General features: G+C 71.6%; 24 protein-coding genes. 4 read left to right on the forward strand and 20 right to left on the reverse strand.

Features of this window, described 5'->3' with window-relative positions; translation table 11 throughout:
- Positions 1-15: 15 nt before the first annotated feature.
- The 5 genes from J2Y46_RS17465 to J2Y46_RS17485 form a co-directional block, all read right to left on the reverse strand.
- The gene (locus J2Y46_RS17465) at positions 16-654 is read right to left on the reverse strand and encodes a response regulator transcription factor (protein ID WP_045300413.1); all 639 of its coding nucleotides are present in this window, start codon (positions 652-654) and stop codon (positions 16-18) included.
- Entirely contained in the window at positions 651-1913 is a 1263-nt protein-coding gene (locus tag J2Y46_RS17470; RefSeq protein WP_052676841.1) for a sensor histidine kinase, read from the reverse strand. Before J2Y46_RS17470 ends, J2Y46_RS17465 begins: the two co-directional genes overlap by 4 nt.
- 30 nt (positions 1914-1943) lie before the next feature.
- A complete protein-coding gene (locus J2Y46_RS17475; protein WP_310243970.1) occupies positions 1944-2810 on the reverse strand; it encodes an ABC transporter permease in 867 nt (288 codons plus the stop codon).
- On the reverse strand, positions 2807-3700 hold the full coding sequence (locus J2Y46_RS17480; protein ID WP_045300415.1) for an ABC transporter ATP-binding protein: 894 nt from the start codon (positions 3698-3700) through the stop codon (positions 2807-2809). The genes J2Y46_RS17475 and J2Y46_RS17480 overlap by 4 nt, the downstream gene beginning before the upstream one ends.
- Positions 3701-3815: 115 nt before the next feature.
- Complete coding sequence (locus tag J2Y46_RS17485; protein WP_045300417.1) at positions 3816-4154, reverse strand: hypothetical protein; 339 nt, start codon at positions 4152-4154, stop codon at positions 3816-3818.
- A gap of 149 nt (positions 4155-4303) precedes the next feature.
- Between J2Y46_RS17485 and J2Y46_RS17490 the strand changes: the two genes are divergently transcribed.
- Positions 4304-5506, forward strand: coding sequence for a pyridoxal phosphate-dependent aminotransferase (locus tag J2Y46_RS17490; protein ID WP_045300419.1), 1203 nt, complete (start codon positions 4304-4306; stop codon positions 5504-5506).
- A 173-nt stretch (positions 5507-5679) separates the two neighbouring features.
- Here the strand turns inward: J2Y46_RS17490 and J2Y46_RS17495 are convergent, their stop codons facing one another.
- The 6 genes from J2Y46_RS17495 to J2Y46_RS17520 form a co-directional block, all read right to left on the reverse strand.
- On the reverse strand, positions 5680-6816 hold the full coding sequence (locus tag J2Y46_RS17495) for a UDP-N-acetylmuramate dehydrogenase (protein ID WP_045300420.1): 1137 nt from the start codon (positions 6814-6816) through the stop codon (positions 5680-5682).
- Positions 6817-6819: 3 nt separating this feature from the next.
- The gene (locus J2Y46_RS17500; protein ID WP_045300421.1) at positions 6820-7233 is read right to left on the reverse strand and encodes a MaoC/PaaZ C-terminal domain-containing protein; all 414 of its coding nucleotides are present in this window, start codon (positions 7231-7233) and stop codon (positions 6820-6822) included.
- A complete protein-coding gene (locus tag J2Y46_RS17505; protein ID WP_310243980.1) occupies positions 7230-7679 on the reverse strand; it encodes a MaoC family dehydratase N-terminal domain-containing protein in 450 nt (149 codons plus the stop codon). Before J2Y46_RS17505 ends, J2Y46_RS17500 begins: the two co-directional genes overlap by 4 nt.
- Before the next feature lie 9 nt (positions 7680-7688).
- On the reverse strand, positions 7689-8528 hold the full coding sequence (locus J2Y46_RS17510) for a sulfite exporter TauE/SafE family protein (protein WP_045300425.1): 840 nt from the start codon (positions 8526-8528) through the stop codon (positions 7689-7691).
- Positions 8525-9355, reverse strand: a complete 831-nt coding sequence (locus tag J2Y46_RS17515; protein WP_310243982.1) for a DUF2510 domain-containing protein — start codon at positions 9353-9355, stop codon at positions 8525-8527. The genes J2Y46_RS17510 and J2Y46_RS17515 overlap by 4 nt, the downstream gene beginning before the upstream one ends.
- 86 nt (positions 9356-9441) lie before the next feature.
- Entirely contained in the window at positions 9442-11592 is a 2151-nt protein-coding gene (locus tag J2Y46_RS17520) for a heavy metal translocating P-type ATPase (protein WP_396653211.1), read from the reverse strand.
- A gap of 156 nt (positions 11593-11748) precedes the next feature.
- Between J2Y46_RS17520 and J2Y46_RS17525 the strand changes: the two genes are divergently transcribed.
- Positions 11749-13131: an alpha/beta fold hydrolase gene (locus J2Y46_RS17525; protein WP_310243986.1), complete on the forward strand. Its 1383-nt coding sequence runs from the start codon at positions 11749-11751 to the stop codon at positions 13129-13131.
- Positions 13132-13147: 16 nt separating this feature from the next.
- Here J2Y46_RS17525 and J2Y46_RS17530 read toward each other — a convergent pair whose 3' ends face one another.
- The 8 genes from J2Y46_RS17530 to J2Y46_RS17565 are packed head-to-tail and all read right to left on the reverse strand — an operon-like array spanning position 13148 to position 20275.
- Positions 13148-13642 carry a GNAT family N-acetyltransferase gene (locus J2Y46_RS17530; RefSeq protein ID WP_310243989.1) on the reverse strand — a complete coding sequence of 165 codons (495 nt, stop codon included), beginning with the start codon at positions 13640-13642 and terminating at the stop codon, positions 13148-13150.
- Positions 13643-13684: 42 nt separating this feature from the next.
- Positions 13685-15325, reverse strand: coding sequence for a CDP-alcohol phosphatidyltransferase (locus J2Y46_RS17535; protein WP_310243991.1), 1641 nt, complete (start codon positions 15323-15325; stop codon positions 13685-13687).
- Positions 15322-16071, reverse strand: a complete 750-nt coding sequence (locus J2Y46_RS17540) for a dihydrofolate reductase family protein (RefSeq protein WP_310243993.1) — start codon at positions 16069-16071, stop codon at positions 15322-15324. Before J2Y46_RS17540 ends, J2Y46_RS17535 begins: the two co-directional genes overlap by 4 nt.
- Complete coding sequence (locus tag J2Y46_RS17545) at positions 16068-17021, reverse strand: lysylphosphatidylglycerol synthase transmembrane domain-containing protein (protein WP_045300433.1); 954 nt, start codon at positions 17019-17021, stop codon at positions 16068-16070. The genes J2Y46_RS17540 and J2Y46_RS17545 overlap by 4 nt, the downstream gene beginning before the upstream one ends.
- Positions 17009-17845, reverse strand: coding sequence for an SAM-dependent methyltransferase (locus J2Y46_RS17550; RefSeq protein ID WP_310243996.1), 837 nt, complete (start codon positions 17843-17845; stop codon positions 17009-17011). The genes J2Y46_RS17545 and J2Y46_RS17550 overlap by 13 nt, the downstream gene beginning before the upstream one ends.
- Positions 17842-18855 carry a glycosyltransferase family 4 protein gene (locus J2Y46_RS17555; RefSeq protein ID WP_310244000.1) on the reverse strand — a complete coding sequence of 338 codons (1014 nt, stop codon included), beginning with the start codon at positions 18853-18855 and terminating at the stop codon, positions 17842-17844. Before J2Y46_RS17555 ends, J2Y46_RS17550 begins: the two co-directional genes overlap by 4 nt.
- On the reverse strand, positions 18852-19247 hold the full coding sequence (locus J2Y46_RS17560; protein ID WP_310244002.1) for a 6-carboxytetrahydropterin synthase: 396 nt from the start codon (positions 19245-19247) through the stop codon (positions 18852-18854). Before J2Y46_RS17560 ends, J2Y46_RS17555 begins: the two co-directional genes overlap by 4 nt.
- Positions 19244-20275 carry a zinc-binding alcohol dehydrogenase gene (locus J2Y46_RS17565; protein ID WP_310244005.1) on the reverse strand — a complete coding sequence of 344 codons (1032 nt, stop codon included), beginning with the start codon at positions 20273-20275 and terminating at the stop codon, positions 19244-19246. The genes J2Y46_RS17560 and J2Y46_RS17565 overlap by 4 nt, the downstream gene beginning before the upstream one ends.
- Before the next feature lie 20 nt (positions 20276-20295).
- Between J2Y46_RS17565 and J2Y46_RS17570 the strand changes: the two genes are divergently transcribed.
- Together J2Y46_RS17570 and J2Y46_RS17575 are read left to right on the forward strand one after the other, a co-directional pair.
- Complete coding sequence (locus J2Y46_RS17570; protein WP_045300441.1) at positions 20296-21045, forward strand: CDP-alcohol phosphatidyltransferase family protein; 750 nt, start codon at positions 20296-20298, stop codon at positions 21043-21045.
- Between the two features lie 4 nt (positions 21046-21049).
- A complete protein-coding gene (locus tag J2Y46_RS17575; RefSeq protein ID WP_045300443.1) occupies positions 21050-21472 on the forward strand; it encodes a hypothetical protein in 423 nt (140 codons plus the stop codon).
- Positions 21473-21549: 77 nt separating this feature from the next.
- Here the strand turns inward: J2Y46_RS17575 and J2Y46_RS17580 are convergent, their stop codons facing one another.
- Positions 21550-22920: an MFS transporter gene (locus tag J2Y46_RS17580; protein WP_045300445.1), complete on the reverse strand. Its 1371-nt coding sequence runs from the start codon at positions 22918-22920 to the stop codon at positions 21550-21552.
- Between the last annotated feature and the right edge of the window lie 84 nt (positions 22921-23004).

Below are 23004 nucleotides of genomic sequence, written 5' to 3' on the forward strand. Positions count from 1 at the left end.
CCGTCGTTCGCGTGGTCAGCGCTGGGCGAGCAGTCCGCGTTCCATGGCGAGGGTCGCGGCACGCGTACGGTCGGCGACGCCGAGCTTCTCGAACACCTTGAGCAGGTGCGTCTTGACCGTCGACTCGCCGATGCCCAGGACGACCGCGATCTGCTTGTTGCTGTGGCCGGTGGCGACCAGCCGCAGCACGTCGAGCTCCCTCGCGGTCAGCACCGTCTCGGGCTCCGGGCGGCGCATGCGCTCGACGAGCCGCACCGCGACCTGCGGCGACAGCGCCGATTGCCCCGCCGCGACCGAGCGGATGCCGGCGACGATCTCGGCCCGCGGTGCGGCTTTCAGAAGGTACCCCGTCGCGCCGGCCTCGATGGCCGCGAGGATCTGGTCGTCGGACTCGTACGTCGTGAGGATCAGCACGCGCGGCGGCGGGTCGCCCGCCTCGCCGCCGGCGATCCGGGCGGTGGCGGCGACGCCGTCTACGTGCGGCATGCGCAGGTCCATCAGCACCACGTCGGGGCGGGTCGCGCCCGCGAGACGCACGGCTTCGTCGCCGTCGGATGCCTCGGCCACGACCTCGAATCCGGGCTCGTCCGAGAGCAGGCCCGCGAGGCCGGCACGCACCACCGGATGGTCGTCGGCGATCAGCAGCCGGATCACAGGCGATCCCCCTTCGTCCGCACGGCCTCGGCCGTCGCAGCTTCCATCGTGGCGGTCATCACCGGGGCGGGCTCTCCGGCACCCCGCGCGTCCTGCGACACCGCCGGAAGCCTGACCGTCAGCCTCGCACCGTCGCCCGGCGCCGAGACGACGTCGAACGTGCCGCCCGCGAGCGCCACACGCTCGCGCATGCCGTCCAGCCCGAACCCGCTCGTGGGCCGCGAGGTGTCGAACCCGCGTCCGTCATCGATCACCTCGAGCGCCGCGGCGCCGTCGGGGGCGACCTCCACACGCACCGTCACCTCCGCCGCCGCGGCGTGCTTCGTCACGTTCGACAGCGCCTCCTGCAGGCAGCGCAGCAGCACCACCTGGGCCTCACGGTCGAGCTCGCCCTCCACGCCGGCGGTGTCGAGCGCGATGCGCGCCGCACCATGTTCCCGGAATCGTTCGATGAGGCGCTCGACCGCGGCGCCGAACGCCGGCTCGCGGGGAACGGCCGCCGTGCGGGCGACGAGCGCGCGGGACTCGGCGAGCGCGTCGCGCGCGACCTGCTCCACCGTCGCGATCGTGGTGGCGGCAGCATCCGTCTGCCCCTCCCGGGACTGGCGGCCTGCGCGCTCGGCGAAGATCACCAGCCCTGCCAGCGTCTGGGCGAGCGTGTCGTGGATGTCGCGGGCCAGGCGCTCGCGCTCGGCCGACGCGCCGCGCTCCCGGCTGAGCGCCTCGACCTCGGTCTGCGCCGCCGTCAGTTCGGCGAGAAGGCGCTCGCGCTCCTCGCCGTACTCGGCGATGCGGGCGATCCACAGGCCGATGGCGATCGCGAAGGAGAGGGAGAAGACCGCGGTGGTCCCGCCGGCGAGCAGGGACTCCATGTTCAGTCCGTAGCCGAAGCTCGCCCCGACGAAGACGCTCCCCGCAATGACCGCGGAGCCGCCGATCCCGCGACGTCGGGAGTCGCCGATGACCCACACCAGGGGGTACGCCAGAGTCTGGAGCATCGCCATGAACGGCGCCGCACCCGCGCCGATCCCCGCGGCGACGGCAGCCACCGACAGGAACGCGGGGTACCGCCACGCCGCGCGCGGCGGCTCGATCGCGTCGCGGCCGATCAGCGCATAGCCGAGCACGAAAAGACCGATCGCGCCGAGTGCGATCGCGGTGCGGACGGCGGTGGCAGGCGGAAAGAGGAAGACGAGCGCGACGGCGATGACGGCGCAGACGACCGACACGATCGCATCCCATCCGCGCTTGGTCAGCATCGTCCCTCTTCCCCTCGGCCCACCGGCAGGCTACGCGTCGCGTCGGATCCAGCGGAAGGTGATCCGCGAGAGCACCAGTCCCACGACCAGCCAGACACCGAGCGCGATCGCGACGCCCGCGAGGTTCCACTCGCCGTTCTGCTCGAGGGTCGCATAGGCGTCGGGCAGGAACACGGCCCGCATGCCCTGGGCCATCCACTTGAGCGGGAAGAGCCCGGCGACATTCTGCAGCCACTCCGGCAGCTGCGAGAACGTGAGGTACACGCCCGAGATGAACTGCAGCGCGAGAGCGATCGGCACGACCACGGCGGTCGCGCTCTTCGCGGTGCGAGGCACGGAGGACAGCGCGACGCCCAGGAGGGCTGACGTCGTGATGCCGAGGACGAACACCCACGCGAACGTCGCCCAGCGCGCCGGCTCCGTCGGCAGCTCGACCCCGAGCACCGTTGACGCGAACACCAGCAGCAGGGCGGACTGGAGCACCCCGGTGACCAGCACCTGTCCGATCTTGCCGATGAAGTAGCTCACCGGTGACAGCGGCGTGCCGCCGAGACGCTTCAGCATGCCGTCGGACCGCTCGATCGCGATGTCCATGGCCAGATTCTGGAAGCCCGACAGCAGCAGGCCCGCGGCGATCATGCCGGGCAGGTACAGCTCGGCCATCGAGATCGCCGGCACGCCCGGGGCGATCTGCACGTCGCCGTCCGAGCCGAACGCGACGCTGAAGAGCCCCAGCATGAAGACGGGGAAGAGGAACGTGAAGAACAGCGTGTCGCCCGAGCGGAAGTACTGCATCAGCTCGAACCGTGTGCGCCAGACGCCCACGCGCAGGACGTTGCTGCGTGCACGACGCGGACGGAGGCCGACCGCCCGCGCTGTCTCGACGGTGGCGCTCATCGCACCGCTCCCTTCTTCTGGACGGCCGCACCCGGGACCGCGTCGGCGGTCGTCTCGCCGACCAGCTCGAGGTAGACGTCCTCGAGGCTCGGCCGCACGATCTCGAGTTCGGCGGGCGCTGCGCCCAGCCGCGCAGCCAGGGCGGTCGCGAACGCGAAGGGGTCCTCGGAGCGCTCGTGCCGCGGCATCCCGTCCTCCACCCATCGCACGACCGGGACGCGCGCCGCATCGCCGCCGAACCCCGCGACGGGCCCGATCGCCTGCAGCCGACCGGCTGCGATCACCGCGACGCGGTCGGCGAGCTGCGCCGCCTCGTCGAGGTAATGCGTCGTCAGCACGATCGTCGTTCCCTCGGCCTGGAGGCGTCGGATCAGCTCCCAGAACTCGCGACGCGCATGCGGGTCGAAGCCCGTCGTCGGCTCGTCGAGGAAGAGCAGTTCGGGGCGACCGATGATGCCGAGGGCCACGTCGACGCGGCGCTGCTGGCCTCCGGAGAGCTTGGAGATGCGCGTCTTCGCCTGCGCCTCGAGACCGACGGCCGCGATCACCTCGTCGACGTCGCGCGGATCCGGATAGAAGCCCGCGAACTGCCGGAGCTGTTCGCGCACGGTGACGAGACCGGACTGGCCGGTCGACTGGAGCACGATGCCGAGCCGGGCCTTGAGGTCCAGCCCACCCGTCGCCGGGTCGACGCCGAGCACCTCGACGTCACCGCCCGTGCGGCGCCGGTACCCCTCGAGGATCTCGACGGTCGTCGACTTGCCGGCGCCGTTCGGCCCGAGCAGGGCGAAGGTCTCGCCGCGCTCGATCTCGAACGACACCCCGTCGACGACCGTGCGGTCACCATACGTCTTGCGCAGGTTCCGCACCCGCACCGCTTGTGTCTGCATGCTTCCAGCGTCACGGATGACGGATGCTGCGCCCAGTGGTCATCCGCAGGAGACGGCATCCCCCATTCGGTGGATGCCACGCCCACCGTGGGCGGTCGGCAAGCCCGAACGCTGATCAGTGCCGCGACGCGACCATCACCGGGACACGCACCGCTCGGGCATCGACCTCCGCACGCTGTTCCGCGCGGAGCATGCGCTGACCACGGATTCCCCCCGCCAGAGCCCAGGCGAGCAGCCATACCCCCGAGCCGACCGTGACGATGAACGCGACGCGCAGGCCGACATCGGGGTCGAGCAGCAGCACGAGACTGATCAGGGCGACGAGGCCGCCGAGGATGGCGCCCGTGGCGCCGATGATGGTCAGCACGCACCCGCGCGCCAGCCACCAGGCGATCCCACCGGCGATGACGAGCACGATGGCGAGCACGACGGCTCCCCAGATCCAGGCGTCCACGACGCACAGGCTACCGCCGCACCGGCCGAATCCGGAAGAGCGCTTACCCCGGACGTTCCGTCGTGTCGGCGGCGGATCGCGCACACGCGCGGGCCACGCGTGCGCGATCGGCGGCTGAAGCCTCCCGCCGCGCGGACTACGCTCGAACCGTGACAGAACGCGCTCCGCTCTCCCGCAAGCTCTCCGCCATCGCCGAGTCCGCGACCCTGAAGGTCGATGCCAAGGCGAAGGCGCTCCAGGCCGCCGGTCGACCGGTCATCTCGTATGCGGCGGGCGAGCCCGATTTCGCGACGCCGCAGTTCATCGTGGACGCGGCTGCAGAGGCGCTGCACAACCCCGCGAACTTCCGCTACACCCCCGCCGCCGGACTCCCGGTCCTGCGCGAGGCGATCGCAGGGAAGACGCTGCGAGACTCGGGTCTCGAGGTCGACCCGTCGCAGGTCATCGTCACCAACGGCGGCAAGCAGGCCGTCTACCAGGCTTTCCAGACCGTGGTGAACCCCGGCGACGAGGTCCTGCTGCCGGCTCCGTACTGGACCACCTACCCCGAGGCGATCGCGCTGGCCGACGGCATCCCGGTCGAGGTCTTCGCCGGTGCCGACCAGGACTACAAGGTGACGGTCGAGCAGCTCGAGGCCGCCCGCACCGACAAGACCACGGCGCTCGTGTTCGTGTCGCCGTCGAACCCCACCGGCTCGGTGTACACGCTGGAGGAGACCGAGGCGATCGGCCGGTGGGCCGTCGAGCACGGCATCTGGATCATCTCCGACGAGATCTACCAGAACCTCGTCTACGAGGGCACGCGCGCGGTGTCGATCGTGGAGGCGGTGCCGGAGGCGGCCGCCCAGACGATCCTCGTCAACGGCGTCGCCAAGACCTACGCGATGACCGGCTGGCGCCTGGGCTGGATGGTCGGCCCCAAGGACGCGATCAAGATCGCCGGCAACCTGCAGTCGCACCTCTGCTCGAACGTGAACAACATCGCGCAGCGCGCGGCGCTGGCGGCGCTCACCGGCCCCCAGGACGAGGTCGAGCAGATGCGCCAGGCCTTCGACCGCCGCCGCAAGCTGATCGTCGCCGAGCTGTCGAAGATCGACGGGGTCGAGGTGCCGACGCCGCTCGGCGCCTTCTACGCCTACCCCGACGTGCGCGGGCTCCTCGGCCGCGAGTGGGCGGGTGTCACGCCGACGACCTCCCTCGAGCTGGCCGACCTCATCCTCGAGAAGGCCGAGGTCGCCGTGGTTCCGGGCGAGGCCTTCGGCCCGTCCGGCTACCTGCGCCTCTCGTACGCGCTGGGCGACGACGCCCTCCTCGAGGGCGTGCAGCGCATGCAGCGCCTCTTCGCGTCGTAACAACCCTTTCAGAACGCGGATGCCTCGGCTCGAGGCATCCGCGTTTCTGCGTCTGTCGGCGGGTCGCTTCGGGGTTCGGGGCGCGTTCCGTGCCGTCGGGGCGCGCGCCGTGCGCCCCGAACGTTCGCCGTGCGCCCCGAACCGTAGGGGGGGACGGATGCCGCGGCCGGGGGCTAGAGCTCGACGTTCACCAGGACGGGTTCGGGCTGCAGGATCAGACCGAACTCGGACTGCACGCGACCCTGGATGAAGCGGGCGAGCTCGGCGAGCTCGGCTGCGGTCGCGCTGCCGCGGTTCGTCAGCGCCAGCGCGTGCTTCGTCGACAGGCCGGCGCGCGAGCGCGGCAGCCGGAAGCCCTTGCGCACGCCGGCATGCTCGATGAGCCAGCCGGCGCTCACCTTGACGTCGGACTCCACCGTCGTGGGCGCGGGCACGTAGCCGTCGAAGTTCGCGAGCGGGATGACGAGCACCGGGTCGAGGTCGGGGTGCACCGGCCAGCGCGGGCACGCCTCGGGAAGCGTCCGGGCGAAGGATGCCGACACCACCGCGTTCTGGAAGAACGACCCGGCGCTGTACGTGTCGGGATCATCGGCGTCGAGCACCATGCCCTTGGTGCGCCGGGTCTCGAGGATGCGCTCGCGCACCCAGGCGAGGGTCGCTTCGTCGTCGGGGCCGAGGCGGAGTGCCGTGCGGAGCTGATCCCCGGCGATGCGGCGGGCGCCCTGGCCGATCTCGGGCAGGTCCAGCGTCACCGACAGGATCACCGCGCGGCGCGCGGGCACCGAGCCGTAGTGGTGCTTGAGCACGGAGGTCCGAAAGCCCAGGCCCAGCTCGGCGGCGGGAACGGTCGACACCTCTCCGGTCGACTCATCGAGCAGCTCGACCTCGCTCAGGGTCTGCACGATCTCCTGGCCATAGGCGCCGATGTTCTGCACCGGGGCGGCGCCGACGGTTCCGGGGATCCCCGACATCGCCTCGATGCCGCCGAGCCCTTCGGCGACCGCGAAGCCGACGAGGTCGTCCCAGTCATGACCCGCCTGGACTCTGAGCCGGACGCGTCCGGACAGGGGCGACGGCATCCGTTCGATGCCCTTCGTGAGCACGCGCACGACCGTGCCGGCGAAGGACTCGTCGCCCACGAACAGGTTCGACCCGCCGCCCAGCACGAGCCACTCGTCGCCGGAGGCCCAGACGTCGCGCAGGGCGTCGACGAGCTCATCGGTCGTGTGGGCGTCGATCATGCGCTCCGGCGTGCCGCCGGTGCGCAGCGTCGTGAGCCGCGCGAGCGGGATGGGGGTGATGTCGGGCATGCGTCAGACGGTCCGGACGCGCACCTGCGCCTTGACGAGCACGGTGACACCCTCGAACGACACGGTGAGGTCGATGCGGGCGGACTCCTCGTCGACCGCCCCGACCTTCGCGACGACGGTGACGTCGGCCCCGGTCTCGGGGTCGACGACGACGGGCTTGGTGAAGCGCACACCGTACTCGAGGATGCGGCCGGTGTCGCCGAGCCACGACTCGATCGTGCCGACGGCGAGGCCCATCGTGAGCATGCCGTGGGCGAGCACGCCCGGCAGACCCACCGCCGAAGCCACGTCGTCGCGGTAGTGGATCGGGTTGAAGTCTCCGGAGGCCCCGGCGTAGCGCACGAGGGACTCACGCGTGAGGTGCACGGTGCGCTCGGCGACCACGTCGCCGACGGTCAGGTTCGCGAGCGCGCTCATGCGTCGCCCTCCCCCACGAGCAGGACGGACGTCGTGGTGACGACGTGGCCGCCCGCGGCATCCGTGATCTCGGACTCGCTCGTGACCATCGCGGCCGCGCCCATGGCACGGATGCCGGTGACCGACAGCTTCGCGGTGAGCTCGTCGCCCGCCACGATCGGCCGCGAGTAGCGGAACTTCTGCTCGGCGTGCAGCACGTTCTTCAGTACGATGCCCGAGTCGGGCTCCCCCAGCAGCTGCTGGAGCGTCGCGTCGGTCACCACGATCGCGAAGGTCGGCGGCGCGACGACGTCGGCGTAGCCGAGCGCCCGGGCGGCGATGAGGTCGGTGTGCTGCGGGTCATCGGCGAAGACGGCGCGCGCGAACTCGCGCACCTTCTCGCGACCCACGAGGTAGGGGGTCGTCGGCGGGAAGTCGCGGCCGACGAGCTCGGGGTTCACTGGCACCCGCCCATCCTACCGAGCAGCATCCCCCGGGCCGGCCGGGCCGGTCGTCGGGCGAGGGCGCCCGCGCCAGGCCCGCAGGCCCATCTGCACCGCGATGATCACGAGGTACGCCGCGAACAGCATGTTGCCGACGAAGGGATCGATGAGCGTCGCCGCCCACGCGCCGAGCGCCGTCGTGGTGCACGCCGCGACGCCGACGATCGCCGCCGCGACGAGGTCGACGTTTCGCCGCCGGATGTTGCCGACCGTTCCCGAGACGGCCGTCGGGATCATCATGAGCAACGACGTGCCCTTGGCCACGAGATCGCTCGTGCCGAACAGCACCATGAGCGCCGGCACCACGATGATCCCGCCGCCGACGCCGATCAGCCCCGACAGGATGCCGGTGACCACCCCCAGCACGACGAGCAGGACTCCGCTCACCCAGGTGAGGGAGAACTGGGCATCGCGGGACGGGATCACGATGAAGAGGCTGACGATCACTGCGGCGAGGAAGCCGACGAACGCCCATCGCAGCACCGTCAGCGAGAGCCGCGGCAGCAGCCACGTGCCGATCTGGGCGCCGACCACCGCGCCCGCGGCGAGCAGCAGCGCGGGGATCCAGGCGACCGAGCCGTGCACGGCGTACGAGATGACGCCCACCGTCGCGGTGGGCACGATCGCGGCGAGCGATGTGCCCGCGGCGAGCCGCTGGTCGAAGCGGAGGAAGAGCACCAGGAACGGCACGATGACCGTGCCGCCGCCCACGCCGAACAGGCCCGACAGGAGACCCGCAACGAGGCCGATGCCGACGCAGGTGAGGAAGAACCTGGCGTCGTGGAGAGGGCGCGCCGTCTCGGGCGGGGTCATTCGTACGACAGGTCGTCGATGACCCACTCGCCGTCCGACTGCACCAGCGTGTAGTGGTACACCGTGGCGCCGGGCGCGGGGTCGGTCGGCTGGCCGTCCTCGTCGACGAGCGCGGTGTACGTCTCGTTCGTCGTCACCGCGACCTGGTCGCCGATGGTCTCCACGTCGGTGACCTTGATCTCGTAGTCGTCGAAGTTCTCGTCGAAGGCGGACGCCTGCGATTCGAACGTCGCGCAGTCGAGCAGCCCGACGGTGTCGCGGAAGTTCTCGGACGTGGCGGCGGCGAACGAGTCGCAGTCGCCCTCCTGCCACGCGTCGTCGTACAGGCCCACGGTCGCGACGGCGGCTCGCTCGTCATCGGACTGGCCGGCGCTGTTCGCGGTCGACGCCGACAGGAGCAGCAGCGGGATCACGACGGCTGCGGCGATCACGATGCCGAGCAGCACCACGCCGAGCACGACCCACACGATCCAGAGCTTCGACGTTCTCCGCGGCTCGGTCGCCGCCGTGAAGCCGCCACCGGCAGGAGCGACGCCTGCCGGTGTTCCGGGGTACACGCCCTGCGGAGACCCCTCGACCGGCGCGTACCCTTCCTGCACCGGGTACGGCTGCGCCGGGTACGGCTGCGCCGCCGGGGAGACGGGCTGCGACGCGAACGCCTCCTGCTGGCTCTCCCCCGATGCCTCGGCTCCGGCGACGATCTCGGCCTCCGTCGGGGCCGGCGACGCCTCCGGGTCGGGCTGAGCGACGTGCTCCGTCCACTGCGTCCCGTCCCACCAGCGCAGCGCGCCGTGACCGTCGTCGTACCAGCCGGGAGGAGTCGTCATCCTCAAACCCTATCTCCGCGACCTCCGGAGGCACGGATCGCGGATGCTGCGCCCCGGCGCCGGGGCGCAGCATCCGGTCCCCGGAGTCAGCGGTCGAGGACCGCGCGGGCGCTCCGTTCCGGGCTGAGGTCGAGCCGGCGCAGCAGCTGCGCGTTGAGCGCCACGACGACCGTCGACAGCGACATGAGGATCGCGCCGACAGACATCGGCAGCACGAAGCCGATCGGGGCGAGGATTCCGGCCGCCAGCGGGACCGAGATGAGGTTGTAGCCCGCGGCCCACCAGAGGTTCTGCGTCATCTTGCGGTAGCTCGCGCGAGACAGCTCGATCACCGACAGCACCGAGCGCGGATCGCTCGACGCCAGGATGACCCCCGCCGACCCGATCGCCACGTCGGTTCCGGCGCCGATCGCGATGCCGACGTCCGCCCGCGCGAGCGCGGGGGCGTCGTTGACGCCATCGCCCACCATCGCGACCTTGAGGCCCTCGCTCTGCAGCTCCGCGACCTTCCGCTCCTTGTCCTCCGGGCGCACCCCGGCGAACACGCGACGGATGCCGAGCGCCTCGGCGACGGACCGCGCGACGGGCTCGGCGTCGCCCGTGATCATGACGACCTCGACGCCCAGCCGGTGCAGCGCGTCGACGGCCTCGCGGGACTCGGGGCGGATCTCGTCGGCGAGCGCGAGGCCCCCGACGACGGAGCCGTCGCGAACGACGTGGAGCACGATCGCGCCCTGGTCCCGCCAGGCACGCGCGGCCACGATGTCGACACGGCCGATCTCGTCGAGAAGGCGAGGGCCGCCCACCCGCACGACATGCCCGTCGACGGTCGCGGTGACGCCGACGGCCGGCGACGACTGGAAGCCGGACGCGGGGGCGACCGCGAGACCGCGCTCCTTCGCAGCGCGCACGATGGCCTTCGCGAGCGGGTGCTCGCTGTCGGCCTCGGCTGCCGCGGCGAGCGCGAGCACGCCGTCGGCATCGATCGGGTCCTCGCCGGTCACCGCCACGGATGCGACGTCGACCACCGTCGGCTCGCCCTTCGTGAGGGTGCCCGTCTTGTCGAACAGCACAGCGCCGATCGTGCGCATGCTCTCGAGCGCCAGACGGTCCTTGATCAGCACGCCGCCGCGCGCGGCCCGTTCCGTGGCGATCGACACCACGAGCGGGATCGCGAGGCCCAGCGCGTGAGGGCAGGCGATCACGAGCACGGTGATGGTGCGCACGACCGCCTCGTCGGGCAGTCCGAGCATGGTCCACACGATCGCGGTCAGCGCAGCGGCGCCGAGGGCGAGCCAGAACAGCCAGCCGGCCGCACGGTCGGCCAGGCGCTGCGCACGCGACGTCGAGCTCTGCGCTTCGGCGACGAGCCGTCGGATGCCGGCGAGCGTGGTGTCGTCGCCGGTCGCGGTGACCTCGACCCGCAGCCCCGAGTCGGTGGCGACCGTGCCGGCGGTCACGTGATCGCCGACGCCGCGGACGACGGGCCGGGACTCGCCCGTGACCATGGACTCGTCCATGTCGGCGCCGCCGTCGACGATCCGGCCGTCGGCGGGAACGCTGCCGCCGGGGCGCACCACGACGACGTCGCCGAGCCGCAGCTCGGACGGTGCGACCGTGAAGATGCGGTCGCCCTCCACACGCTCGGCCTCGTCGGGGAGCAGCGCCGCGAGCGAGTCCAGCGCTGAGCTCGTCTGGGCGAGTGAGCGCATCTCGATCCAGTGGCCGAGCAGCATGATCACGATGAGCAGGGCCAGCTCCCACCAGAACTCGAGCTCATGGTGCAGCAGCCCGAGGCTCGCACCCCACGACGCGAAGAACGCGACCGTGATCGCGAGGCCGATGAGGAGCATCATGCCGGGTTTGCGGGAGCGCAGCTCCGATGCGGCGCCCGAGAGGAAGGGCCAGCCGCCCCAGAAGTACATGACAGTGCCGAGAAGGGGCGAGATCCAGCGGACCCAGGGGGCGTCGGGCAGCGTGTAGCCGAGCACCATCGCGAACATGCCCGAGAACGCGACCACGGGCACCGCGAGGGCGAGGTTGATCCAGAACAGGCGGCGGAAGCGGGCGACGTGGTCCGCGCCGTGGCCGGCGTGGCCTCCGTGACCCATGTGATCGGCGTGATCGGCGTGCGCGGCGTGATCGGCGTCGGTCGTGGCGGTCGCGCTCATGGCCCGATGAGCGGAGTGGTCGTGGTCGTGCCCGGAGTGGTCCTGGTCGCGATGCGGATCGGTCACGGTGATCTCCTCGTCGAAGTACGCTTTTGTTATACCCCCTAGGGGTATCAGGTTCAATCGACCCCGCGAACGCGCTATTCCCCTTCGCGCCGAATCCTGGCGGATGTCGGCGGAGCGCGCGACACTGACATCACCCTGGAGTCGCGAGGAGCACGAATGGACATCATCCTGGTCGCCGGCCTGTGGATGGGCGGATGGGCGTGGTACGAGGTGGCGCCGGCCCTCGAGCGTGAAGGGCATCGGCCCGTGCCGCTCACCCTCCCCGGCATGGGATCGGCCGATGCCGACCGCTCGGCGATCACCCTGGCCGACCACGTCGCGGCTGTCGTGGCCGCCATCGACGAGGCGCCCGGCGAGCGGGTCGTCCTGGTCGGACACTCCGCGGGCGCGGGCATCGTCTACGCGGCGGCCGACGCGCGCCCCGATCGTGTCGCGCGTCTGATCCTCATCGGAGGCTTCCCGACGGCCGACGGCGACCCCCTGCTCGACGGGTTCGCGACGGAGGGCGGCGAGCTGCCACTGCCGCCGTGGAGCGAGTTCGATGACGCCGATCTGCGCGATCTCGGCGACGGCGGCATGACGGCGTTCCGCGCGTATGCGATCCCCTCGCCCGCCGGCGTCGTCACGGGCATCCAGCGCCTCGGCGACGACCGCCGCCTCGACATCCCGGTCACAGCCATCGCGACCGAGTACACGGTCGCCGACCTGCAGAGCTGGATCGACGCGGGTGCGCCGCCGGTGCAGGAGTTCGCGCGCCTGCGCGACGTCACCTACATCGACCTGCCGACGGGGCACTGGCCGCAGCTGACGCGTCCGCAGCAGCTGGCCCGCATCATCCTCGCCCAGCCACCGCTCGGCGACGGCACCATCGCCCCGGACGTCGAGACGATCAGCCCCGTGGCCTTCCACGCGTCCGAGGGCGTGGCGGACTGGCGGGTCCTCTACTGGGGCGCGCACGCCTTCTTCCGCGCCGAATCGCTCTCCCACGGCGCACGTCTGGTGGCGGAGGTCGCCGCGATCGCCGAGGGTCTCGATCACTATCCCGACATCGACCTCCGGCCCGAGGGCGTCTTCGTCAAGACCTTCAGCCGTCGCGACGGGGCGCTGAGCCGGAAGGATGCCGAACTCGCCGCATCCGTGTCACGTGCCGCCGGCGAACTCGGCCTCGAGGCCGACCCGTCCGTGCTGACCGTCGTCGGCATCGCCGTCGCCCAGGGACCCGACGCGCACGTCCGGCCGTTCTGGAGCGCCGCGCTCGGTTACGACCCCTTCGGCGCCGAGGACGCGATCGACCCTCTGCGCCGCAACCCGCACGTGTGGTTCCATCCTCTCGACCCGCCCAAGCCGGGCCGCGGGCGCACGCACATCGACATCTCCGTGCCGCGCGATCAGGTCGAGGCGCGCGTCGCGGCGGCGCTGGCCGCGGGCGGGCGGATGGCCGACGACTCCCACGCGCCGGAGTGGTGGACCCTCATCTCACCCGACAACCACGGCGTCGACATCGCCGCCTGGACCGACGACTCGGACTTCTCGGGCTGAGACCCTGTGACGCAGATCACCTCAGCATGCGCAAGTCGATGATCGACGGCACCATCGGGTCTGTCTGCTCGGCGCCGTCGAAGTCGAACCCGTTGCGCCGGTAGAACGCGATGGCGCGGGGGTTCTGCTTCGCCACCCACAGCACAGCGGGCCCCTCGTCGAGCACCGCATCGAGCAGCGCCTGCCCAGCTCCCCCGCCGTGATCGGCGGCCGCGACGTAGAGCATGTAGAGCTGGCGCTCGCAGGGCGGCGGCGCGCCCTCGAACTCCTGGCCCGGTCCCGAGGTCGCGAAGCCGATGATGCGGCCCTCGCTCTCGGCGATCCAGACGCGCCATTCGTCGCGGGGGTCACCGAGGATGCGGGTCCACATGCTCTGGCGCCCCTGCACGAAGTCGTCGTCGAAGAAGCCGGCGGGCAGGAGGTGCGTGTACGTCTCTCGCCACGTGGCCACGTGGAGCGCTGCGATCTCGGCCGCGTCGCGTGGCTCGGGCACGCGCAGGGTGAACGTCATGCCGTCATCCTGCCAGCGGGCGCGACGCGCGCGCACAGGGTGTTACCCGGCCGAGCCGTATGCCGCGAAGAAGCGGTCGCGGAACGCATCCATGCGCCACACCGGCGACGCGTCCGACGGGCGCAGTCCGGGAGTCCAGTTCCAGTCCGTGATCGCGTCGAGGACCGCAGGGTCCTTCGCGATGACACTGATGGGCACGTCGCGAGTGGCGCCATCGCCGCTGACGATCGCGGCCGGCTGGTGGTCGCCGAGCATGACCACGACCAGGTTCGGATCGTCGACGTTCTCGAGGAACGACAGCATCGACCCGAGCGTGTACTCGACGGACCTCCCGTAGTAGCGCTGGACCGTACGCGGGTCCTTCCAGACCTCGCTCGCCTGCTGACTGCGTGCAGGCTGGTCGTCGTAGATCGAGCCGTCCCCCACCTCGCCCCACGGCACGAGCTCGGGAAGCGGCGCCCACGGCGTGTGGGACGACACCAGGTCGAGCTCCGCCATGACGGGTCGGTCCGAAGCAGCGAGCACCCGGTCGGCGAAGTGCTTGAGCGTGTACTGGTCGGGGACGCGCGCGTATCCGAACGAAGGGCCGCGGTAGTCGACGTTCGTCGCGTCGAGCAGCGTGTCGTAGTGGTAGAACGACGTACCGACGTCCCACGGGTGCCGGTTCGACGGCACGTCGCTGACGGTGCGCCAGCCCGCGCGGCCGAACGCCGCGCTGAGGGTCAGCCGGTCGGTCCGCACCACCAGGTCGTACACCGCCTGGGAGTCGACCCACACCCCCGTCTGAAGGGTCGAGTGCGCCAGCCAGCTCACGCCGCCGTACGTGGGCGAGGTCAGCCAGGCGCTCCGCGTCGCGTACCCGTGGGCCCCGAGCGTCTCGTCGCCACGGCGCAGGACGTCGTTCACCCCCTCCGAGATGCGGTCGCCCTCGAGTGCGACGCGCCCATAGCTCTCGACGAACACGAACAGCACGTCCTTGCCCTGCAGTGAGGTCAGCAGGTCCGCCGCAGGCAGCGTGGCGAACGGATCCTCGACGACGTCGCGGGCGACCCGTGCCCTGGTCTCGAGCGCCGACACGGTACGCGACACCGCGGAGCCGACGGATGCGGCGGATGCCGCAGCCGCGACCGGGTCCTGGATCCTCAGGGGCGGCGCCACCGCCGCCATCACGATCCAGGCCACGGTGACGGTGGCGAGAGCGCTGCGTCCGCCATCGCCTCGACGTCTCAGCGCAGCGTCCACGCGGAGCGCACCCCAGCCCGCGGCGATCCCCACGGCCACGATCACGGCGACGGCCGCGGTGAACACGGCGCTGGCCGGACCTGGCCCGATCGCCGAGGCGACGACCCCGTACGCGTCTCCCAGCTGCAGCCAGTCGAGGGGAACGAAATGGATGCCGAGCGCCGCCTCGTAGCCGCGATCGATGCTCGCCAGGAGGACGGCGACGGCCACGAACACGGCGAAGGCGGTCGCTACGGCGAGGCGCAGCATCCGCCACGGAATCAGCGTCAGGACCAGCAGCACCACGATCGATTCGACCGGGATGCGGACGAGGTCGACGACCGACCCGGTCGCGAGAGCCCCCGGGATGAGGGGAAGGACGACGAGGGCGGCGATCGCACCCGCGAGGGCGAGCCGTCTGCGCCAGACCGGGGCGACCCGCTGGCCGGACATCGTGCTCACGGGCGTTCGACGGCGATGCGTCCGGCTCCTGTCGGCTCTGGATCAGGGTCGAGCATGCCGAAGCGGTCGGACAGCGCGTAGCGCAGCAGGACGACGTCGCCGATCTGGCGGGTGTCGGCGAGGTGCGCGCGGCGCGAGGCCGTCCACGGATAGGCGGCGGGGCCGACCACCCGCGGGGCTGCGGTCTCGCCCACGAAGAACGGTGCGACCACCAGGTGCAGCTCGTCCACGAGGTCGGCGCCGAGGAACTGGGTCAGCACCGTGCCGCCGCCCTCGACCATGAGGCTGCGTACCCCGTGGTGGGCTCCGAGGTCGTCGAGCAGAGCGTCCATCGTGACGCATTCGTCGCCGATCCCGACAACGACCGCGCGATGGCCGAGCCGGGCGGAGAGCTCCGCCGCGCGCTCGCGCGGGCAGTAGACGATGCGGGGCCCCTCGCCCGTCGTGAAGAACGCGGCGTCGGCCGACAGGTCGCCGCTCGCGGTGACCGTCACCTTCGCCGGGGACTCCTGACGCCCCGCAGCCCGCCGTCGCGCGCGGCGCGCGGCATCCCTCACCAGCAGTCGGGGGTTGTCGCGTCGCACGGTCGATGCGCCGACCATGATCGCGTCGTGAAGAGCGCGCACGTCGTCGACGCGGTCGAGGTCGGCGGCGTTCGACATCGCGAGTCGGTGCGGCTCGGCACTGTCGAGATAACCGTCGATCGACATCGCGCAGCTGAGGGTGACGTACGGGCGCTCGCTCATGCGGATCTCCTCTTCACGATGATGCTCCTCGCAGGCACCGATCGGAAGCGGTCGGCGACCAGCGCGAGCGCGCCCGGCAGGACGGCGACCACGGTGAGCACGCCGAACGCGGTCGACACCGCGACACCCGCTCCCGCGCCGAGTCCCGCGAGAGCGAACGCCGAGGCGGCGACCGCCTCGCGCGGCCCCCAGCCGCCGATGCTGACGGGGATCGCGGCGGCGCCGAGCACGATCAGCGCCACGACGGCGAGCTCGTCCGCGCCGGCGTGCACCCCCGCCGCAAGCCCCGCGACCACGAAGGTGGCGGCGTGCGCCGCGACCACCACGATCGATGCGGCCGCGATCGCGCACAGCGCGGCCGGCCGCGTCAGGACGGGGCGCAGCATCCGGTACTCCCGCAGCAGAGCGGCGCGTCCGCGGCGGGTCGCCGCGACCACTCCCACGAATGCGATCGCGAGCACGACGATCGCACCGCTGATCCATGCGAGCGGCGCCAGCGGCGACGCCAGCCCCAGCGGCAGCAGGATCGCGAGCGTGAGCACGACCTGGACGAGCTGGCCCGCGACCCGTTCGGCCGCGACGGTGCGAGCGGCGAGGTCGACACGCTCGTGGTGCTGACCGTGGACGTAGGCGCGATGCACGTCGCCGACCACCCCTCCTGGCAGCACCGTGTTCAGGAACTGCGAGCGGTAGTACGACGTGAACGCCTCGGTCCACGGGAGCGGGAGCCCGAAGCCTGCCGAGACGATCCGCCAGCGCCAGGCCGCGGCCGCCGTGGCGACGGCGGCGAGCGCCACGGCGACCAGGATCGTCGCCGGCGAGATCGACGCCAGCCCCTGCAGGAAGGGCCCGACGCCCACAACGCCGATCGTCCCGGCCACGACGGCCAGCGCCGCGGCGATCCGCAGCAACGACCGCACGCGCGGGGGGATGCCGCTCAGCGCGGCCATGCCAGCAGGTCCTCGTGCGAGACGGTCACGCGCAGGCGCGCGCCCGCGGCCTGCGCCAGACGGCGCTCGCGGTACTCGCCTGCGGCGGACGCGAGTTCGGGACGCTGCTCGAGCGCGGCGGCGATCCAGCCGTCCAGCCATTCGCCGATGAGCGCCGTCTCGCGATGCGCGAGGCGCCATGGCGTCGCCGCCGTGCGCACGATCCAGCCGGCGTCGGCGAAGAGGCCGGCGACCACGGGCACCGCGTCGGGTCCCAGCATCCGTCGCCCCGACGCGTCCCGACGCTGGTGGTCGTTGAAGGCGGACTCGATGGCGCGCTCGAGCGCGTCGGGCCGCTCGGCGGGGCGAAGCCGCGCCGAGCCGGTCACCGAGAGGCTGAACAGCGCCGGCGTACCTGCGGCGACGCAGGCGGCGACGACGTGGGCGGCCTCCGCTTCGGTGAGTACATCGAGGAGAGCGGATGCCGTCACCGCCGCCGCACCGCGGAAGGCGTCCAGCGGCAGCGAGGCCAGGTGCTCCACGACCACGTCCGAGGTGATGGGACAGTCGGCCGCGTCGAGGACCGTGCGCAGGTCGAGGTGCTCGACGATGTCGGCGTCGCCGTCGCGGAGCACCCACTTCTGAGGTCCTGGCAGTCGCGGAGCGAGCCACCGCGTCATCGAACCGGTGCCCGCGCCGAGGTCGTGCAGCACGACCGGCGCCGACTCAGAGCCGGGCGCGATCAGCCGCGCCAGGTCGTGGGCGAGATCGGAGGAGCGCGCGTCGTCGTCAGCCGGCGCCCGCAGCGCGAGCCACCCGGCCGTCGCCGTCGAGATCGCGGTCATGCCGCCTCCAATGCCGCGGCCACGCGGCTCACGGTGTCACGCCACGTCGGCAGGGTCGCGCGCGCGGCGAGCGCCTCGCGGCGCAGGCGCGCCCGCAGTGACGGGTCGGAGAGCCAGGTCTCCAGCGCCGCGGCGAGCGCGGCCGGGTCGCCGGGTCGCACGAGCAGGCCTCCCCCGCCGGCGAGCGCGTCGGGAATGCCTCCGGCGTCGGCGCCCAGCACCGGGATCCCCCGGGCCCGCGCATCGGCGATCGCCATCCCGGAGCTTTCGACGCGGGAAGGGGCGATCAGCAGCGCGCAGTGCCGGTACTCGTCCGCGAGAGATCGTTCGTCGAGCACGCCGGAGAGCCGCACCCTGCCCCCGAGAGCGTGGGCCTGTCGGGCGATCCCCGCCGCGAACTCCGGGAACACCTCGCCGGACCCCACGATCGTGCAGGTCCAGTCGTCGGCGCTCAGCCGGGCGAGCGCGGCGAGCAGCGTGTCCTGCCCCTTGTGCGGGGCGATCACCCCGATGCACAGCAGCTCGCCCTCCCCGGACGGCGTCGGCGGCTCCGCCTGGCGGGCTCCCGGAACGGCCACGAGCGTGCGAGCCGAATCCGCGAGTCCTCGTCGGGCGAGCTCGTCCGCTGTCCACTCGCTCGTGACGAGCACGTCGTGCGCCGACGCGAGGGCCCGGCGTTCGGCGTCGATCGCGGCATCCGTGGCATCCGCGAAGGCCGCCGTCACCATGTGGGCGAGCACCGTCAGTCGCACCCGCCCCGCCGCCTCCTCCATCGCGGCCGGCGCCCATCCCGCCACGAGTCCGTCGACGAGCACCCGCGACCCGTCGGGCGCGCCACGGAGGACGGATGCTGCGACCCCCGCGTCAGCCGCCTCGCACACGTCCACGTCCCAGCCGCGGTGGCGGAGTCCATCGCGGATGTGCCGGTCGTAGACGTTGCCGCCGCTCACACGTCGGGGGTCGTCGATCCCGGCAGGGACGACGAAGCGGAGGGACGGAGCATCCGTCACAGCATCACCTCGTAGGAGGCCCACGCGACGTGCGATTCGTGCAGCGTCACGACGATCCCGCTCAGGTTCGCCTCGCCGACGCCGCCCTCCTTCACCCGCGCGGCGAGACGATCGCCGATGATCTGGCACAACCGCTCGGTCGTGGTGTTCATCCCCTGCAGGTCGGGCTCTTCGTCGAGGTTGCGGTAGGTCAGCGCACTTGCGATGGAGCGGAGCACCTCGCTCGCGCGACCGATGTCGACGACGACACCATGCCCGTCGAGCTCGTCGGCACGGAAGGTCGCGTCGACGAGGAACGTCGCGCCGTGCAGCTGCTGCGCGGGGCCGAAGACGTCGCCGCGCAGGCTGTGCGCGATCATGATGTGGTCGCGGACGGTGACGCTGAAGCTCATTCGGCAGTCCAATCGATCGTGTGGCAGAGTTCGCCGGCGGTGCCGTCGGCGAGTGCAGCGGTGACCTCCGGCAGCTGCCGCCACGTCGAGGCCCCCGACAGAAGCTCGTCGAACGCAGGATCCTCCAGCAGTCGCAACGCCAGCGCAAGACGGTTGCGCGTCGTGCGGGAACCTCTCCGGCGCGCGGCGATCGCACCGACCTGACTCGGCCGGAGGGCGATGCGGCGGGAGTGGAAGTCCGCGCCGAGCTCCAGCGACACCGGGCGGCTGCCATACCAGCTGGCGACGATCACCTCTCCGTCCGTGGGCGCGATGCCGAGCGCGAGCTGCAGTCCGGCGCCCGCGCCGCTGGCTTCGATCACGACGTCAGCCGGCGCGATCTCCTCCGTCGCGAGGGCGAAGCCGACGCCGAGCGCCTCGGCGGTCGCCGCGCGCGCCGGGTCGACATCGACGAGGGTGACCTCGGAACCCGGGATGCTGCGCGCCACGCGCGCGATCGCGCACCCGATCATGCCCGCGCCGACGACGACCACGCGGTCGCCGACGACCGGGGCGGCATCCCACAGCACGTTGACCGCGGTCTCCACTGCGCCGGCGAGCACCGCTCGGCGCGGCGGGACGGCATCCGGCACGGGATGGAGCGCCTCCTCGGGAACGACGAAGTGCGACTGGTGCGGGAACAGCGAGAACACGGTGCGGCCCTGAAGCGCGTCCGGTCCATGTTGGACCGTCCCGACGTTGAGGTACCCGTACTTCACCGGGAAGGGGAACTCTCCGGCCTGGAAGGGGGCGCGCATGCGCTCGCGCTCCGACGTCGGCACCTCGCCGCGGGCGACGAGAGCCTCCGTGCCGCGGCTGACGCCGGTGAAGAGCGTGCGCACCGACGCTTCGCCGTCTGAGATGTCGGGCATCCGCTCGCGGCGGAACTCGCCCCGCCCGGCGCCGACCGTCCACCAGGCGGTCGCAGCATCCGGAATCTCGCGGTGAACCTCAGCGGGTCCCTGTCTCGTGTTCCCCGTGACCGCCATGAGGAGTACACGGAGCGCGCATGGGAAAAGTTCAGTGGGTGCCCTGGTGGTGGGTCGCGGCCGGAATCGCCGGGTTGGCGGCGACCGGGACGACGGTGCGGCTGCCCGCGGCGGCGTGGGCCGTGGGCGTCGGATACCTCGTCGTGTCGACGGCACTCCTGATGCGGGGCATCCGTCGCGGCGGAGTCGAGCGCTTCGGGCCCGCGAACGCGGTCACCGCGACGCGGTCCGTGCTCGTGGGACTCGTGACCGCCCTCGTGGTGGCTTCCTTCGCGGGCGAGGTGACGACGGCCCTGCTCGTCGGGCTCGTCGCCGTGGCGCTCGCCCTCGACGGCGTCGACGGCTACGTGGCCCGACGCACCCGGAGCGAGAGCGAGCTGGGTGCGCGCTTCGACATGGAGGTCGACGCGTTCCTGCTGCTGGTGCTGTGCGTGTACGACGTGCGATACGTGGGCTGGTGGGTGCTCACGATCGGCCTGCTCAGGTACGCGTTCGTGGTCGCGGGGTTCCTGCTTCCGTGGATGAGGCAGACGCTGCCGCCGCGATACTGGCGCAAGGTCGTCACGGCCGCCTGCGGCGTCGCGCTCGCCGTCGTCGCGTCCCAGCTGCTGCCGCCCCCGGTGAATGTCCTCGTCGCGGTCGGAGCGCTGCTGCTGGTGCTCGAGTCCTTCGGACGCGATGTGCTCTGGCTCGCGCGTTTGAACCTCGCCGGCGCCCCGCTCGTTTCCCTCGAGAAGGCGTCGACCTCGCCTCCGGAAGAGAGCAGGTAGGACCATGACCGAATCCAGCGGGCGGGCGCTCTGGACCATGCGCATCCTCAGCGCGATCGCCCTCCTCGCCACGGGCGGCATCCATTTCTATCTTGCTCTGAACGGCGTCGGGGGCCTGCTGGGGGTGATGTTCATCCTGAACGCCGTGGCCGGGCTCGTCCTGGCGGCGGGGATGCTGCTCCTGCGCGATCGGCTCCTGCAGCTCGTGACCGTGCTGAGCCTGCTGTTCCTCATCGCCACGCTCGGGGCGCTCGTCCTCGCCCTCACGGTGGGGTTGTTCGGAATCCACGAGACCTGGGACTTCACCCTCGTGCCCCAGACCGTGATCGTCGAGTCGATCGGCATCGTGCTCCTCGGGATCACGACCGCGATGGTGCTGCGCCCGCAGACTGTGCCGGGCATGCGCCGCACTCCGCAAGGCGCGTAGGCGACCCACGCCTCGCCGCCGTGTGGCGGAACGGCGGACCGCCCCGCCGCAGCGCGGCGAGGCGGTCCGGGTGGGCCTCAGGCGCCGACCGACTCCTTCTCGGCCGCCAGCTTCTCCTCGTCGAGACGGTCGAGCTCGTGCAGCGACGACGCCCTCGTCTCGCGCATGGAGATGACCGCGACGAGCGTGACAGCTGCCGCGATCGCGAGGTAGACGGCGACCGGGACGTACGAGCCGGTGCTGGCCAGGAGCGCGGTCGCGATGATCGGCGCCAGCGAACCGGCGACGATCGACGTCACCTGGTAACCCAGCGAGACGCCGGAGTACCGCATGCGCGTCGGGAACATCTCCGACATGATCGCGGGCTGCGGCGCGTACATGAACGCGTGGATGAACAGGCCGAGGCAGATCGCGGCGACGATGATCACCGGGTTGCGCGTGTCGAACATCGGGAAGGCGACGAAGCCCCAGGCCGCTGCACCGAGCGTGCCGATGAGGTACACCGGCTTGCGGCCGATCCTGTCGGTCAGCCCGCCGATGAGCGGGATGACGATCATGTGCACGATGTGCGCGATGACCAGGAGGCCGAGGATCTCGGCCGTGTCGACCTTGAGCGCCACCGCCAGGTACGTGATCGAGAACGTCACGACCAGGTAGTACATGATGTTCTCCGCGAAGCGGAGGCCCATCGCCGTCAGCACCCCGCGCGGGTACCGCTTGATCACCTCGAGCACACCGAAGCGCAGTGCCTTGGACTGCTCGACCTCCTTCTGAACCTCGAGGAAGATCGGCGCGTCGGTCACCCGCGTGCGGACGTAGTAGCCGATCGCGACGATCACGACGGACAGCCAGAAGCCGATGCGCCAGCCCCACGACAGGAACTGCTCCTCGGTGAGCGTGCGGCTGAGCACGAGCAGGACGACGGTCGCGACCAGGTTTCCGATCGGCACGGCGGCCTGCGGCCACGATGCCCAGAAGCCGCGCGTCTTGTTGGGCGAGTGCTCCGCGACGAGCAGCACCGCCCCGCCCCATTCGCCGCCGACGGCGAAGCCCTGCGCGAAGCGCAGCGCAACCAGGAGCGCGGGCGCCCAGTAGCCGACCATGTCGAAGGTGGGGAGGCACCCCATCAGGAAGGTCGCCACGCCGACGAGGATGATCGCGAACTGCAGCAGCTTCTTGCGCCCGTACTTGTCGCCGAAGTGGCCGAACACGATGCCGCCGAGCGGCCGCGCGACGAAGCCGACCGCGTACGTGACGAACGCCGCGATGATGGGGGCGTACGGGTCGTCCGACGGCGGGAACATGATCTTGTTGAAGACGAGCGTCGCGGCGGTGGCGTAGAGGAAGAACTCGTACCACTCGACGACGGTGCCCGCCATCGAAGCCGTGACGACCCGGCGCAGGCTCGACTGCTTCATCGAGGCCGGGGGTGTCTGGGGTGATGCCATGCGCTGGTACCTCCTTGTAGAGCGCGGAAGCGGCTCGGGGGGAACCGCCCTGCGGGACGTTACCTGACGAGCGATTCAGGTTTC

Source organism: Microbacterium sp. BE35, assembly GCF_031457705.1.
In the GTDB taxonomy this organism is placed as follows: domain Bacteria; phylum Actinomycetota; class Actinomycetes; order Actinomycetales; family Microbacteriaceae; genus Microbacterium; species Microbacterium trichothecenolyticum.

Bases quoted from the DNA above. Each gene is read 5' to 3' on its own strand.
- J2Y46_RS17470 (WP_052676841.1), bottom strand. From the start codon at position 1,913: ATGCTGACCAAGCGCGGATGGGATGCGATCGTGTCGGTCGTCTGCGCC.
- J2Y46_RS17475 (WP_310243970.1), bottom strand. From the start codon at position 2,810: ATGAGCGCCACCGTCGAGACAGCGCGGGCGGTCGGCCTCCGTCCGCGT.
- J2Y46_RS17480 (WP_045300415.1), bottom strand. From the start codon at position 3,700: ATGCAGACACAAGCGGTGCGGGTGCGGAACCTGCGCAAGACGTATGGT.
- J2Y46_RS17495 (WP_045300420.1), bottom strand. From the start codon at position 6,816: ATGCCCGACATCACCCCCATCCCGCTCGCGCGGCTCACGACGCTGCGC.
- J2Y46_RS17500 (WP_045300421.1), bottom strand. From the start codon at position 7,233: ATGAGCGCGCTCGCGAACCTGACCGTCGGCGACGTGGTCGCCGAGCGC.
- J2Y46_RS17510 (WP_045300425.1), bottom strand. From the start codon at position 8,528: ATGACCCCGCCCGAGACGGCGCGCCCTCTCCACGACGCCAGGTTCTTC.
- J2Y46_RS17515 (WP_310243982.1), bottom strand. From the start codon at position 9,355: ATGACGACTCCTCCCGGCTGGTACGACGACGGTCACGGCGCGCTGCGC.
- J2Y46_RS17525 (WP_310243986.1), top strand. From the start codon at position 11,749: ATGGACATCATCCTGGTCGCCGGCCTGTGGATGGGCGGATGGGCGTGG.
- J2Y46_RS17530 (WP_310243989.1), bottom strand. From the start codon at position 13,642: ATGACGTTCACCCTGCGCGTGCCCGAGCCACGCGACGCGGCCGAGATC.
- J2Y46_RS17540 (WP_310243993.1), bottom strand. From the start codon at position 16,071: ATGAGCGAGCGCCCGTACGTCACCCTCAGCTGCGCGATGTCGATCGAC.
- J2Y46_RS17545 (WP_045300433.1), bottom strand. From the start codon at position 17,021: ATGGCCGCGCTGAGCGGCATCCCCCCGCGCGTGCGGTCGTTGCTGCGG.
- J2Y46_RS17550 (WP_310243996.1), bottom strand. From the start codon at position 17,845: ATGACCGCGATCTCGACGGCGACGGCCGGGTGGCTCGCGCTGCGGGCG.
- J2Y46_RS17560 (WP_310244002.1), bottom strand. From the start codon at position 19,247: ATGAGCTTCAGCGTCACCGTCCGCGACCACATCATGATCGCGCACAGC.
- J2Y46_RS17565 (WP_310244005.1), bottom strand. From the start codon at position 20,275: ATGGCGGTCACGGGGAACACGAGACAGGGACCCGCTGAGGTTCACCGC.
- J2Y46_RS17570 (WP_045300441.1), top strand. From the start codon at position 20,296: ATGGGAAAAGTTCAGTGGGTGCCCTGGTGGTGGGTCGCGGCCGGAATC.
- J2Y46_RS17575 (WP_045300443.1), top strand. From the start codon at position 21,050: ATGACCGAATCCAGCGGGCGGGCGCTCTGGACCATGCGCATCCTCAGC.
- J2Y46_RS17580 (WP_045300445.1), bottom strand. From the start codon at position 22,920: ATGGCATCACCCCAGACACCCCCGGCCTCGATGAAGCAGTCGAGCCTG.